Annotated in this window: 1 protein-coding gene; it reads right to left on the bottom strand. The window is 50.0% G+C overall.

What is annotated here, in order from left to right:
- A partial coding sequence (locus R7070_RS26645) for a PTS mannitol transporter subunit IICBA (RefSeq protein WP_318141580.1) occupies positions 1-1,017 on the bottom strand: 1,017 nt, incomplete at both ends.

Here is a 1,017-nt window from a genome sequence, read left to right as displayed (position 1 = left end):
TGTGGCTTTTTCTAGTGCCGCTTCATCGCCATCTTCTTCTGTCGAGGTTTGCGTTTTCATCAGCAGAGATGCAACCGCGAATGACACGCCTGTTGCTGCCGCGATAGAGGCAAGAACGCCAACAATTGAGCCTTTCTGAGTCATCAACAAGATTGCAAAGATTGAACCTGGTGATGCTGGAGAAACGATGCCCGCGTTAAACATGGTTAGAACGAACACGCCAGTCATACCACCTGCAATAGCCGCAAGGATCAGACGTGGGTTCATTAGAATATACGGGAAGTAAATCTCGTGAATGCCACCGAAGAAATGGATAATGGATGCACCGCCAGCCGTTTGGCGAGCCGTACCTTTGCCAAACACCATGTAAGCCAGCAGGATACCCAAGCCCGGACCAGGGTTCGCTTCGATCAAGAAGAAGATCGATTGACCAGTCTCAGACGCTTGCTGAATACCCAGTGGAGAGAAGATGCCGTGGTTGATCGCGTTATTTAGGAACAGGATCTTCGCTGGCTCAACAAAAATAGAAGTCAGTGGCAGAAGGTGCGCTGAAACAAGGAAGTTTACGCCAGCTGCCAATGCGCCTGAAAGCACTTTGACAAATGGGCCGATAAGGAAGAAAGCCAGAATGGCGCACAGCATACCGATGATGCCCGCAGAGAAGTTGTTGACCAACATCTCGAAGCCACTTTTTACTTTACCATCGATGTAGTTATCGAATTTTTTGATTGCCCAGCCACCCATTGGGCCAACCATCATTGCGCCCATAAACATTGGGATGTCGGTACCGACGATCACGCCCATGGTTGTGATTGCACCAACGACCGCGCCGCGATCGCCGCCCACTAACTTACCACCGGTGTAACCGATAAGTAGTGGCAGCAAGTAAGTGATCATAGGCCCAACCATGGAAGCTAACGTCTCATTTGGTAGCCATCCGGTTGGGATAAATAGAGCAGTGATAAAGCCCCACGCGATAAACGCGCCGATGTTTGGCATTACCATGTTTGACAGAAA

The organism is Vibrio sp. 1557 (assembly GCF_033340175.1).
GTDB classification, from domain to species: domain Bacteria; phylum Pseudomonadota; class Gammaproteobacteria; order Enterobacterales; family Vibrionaceae; genus Vibrio; species Vibrio alginolyticus.
This window is presented reverse-complemented; position numbering and strand designations above follow the sequence as displayed.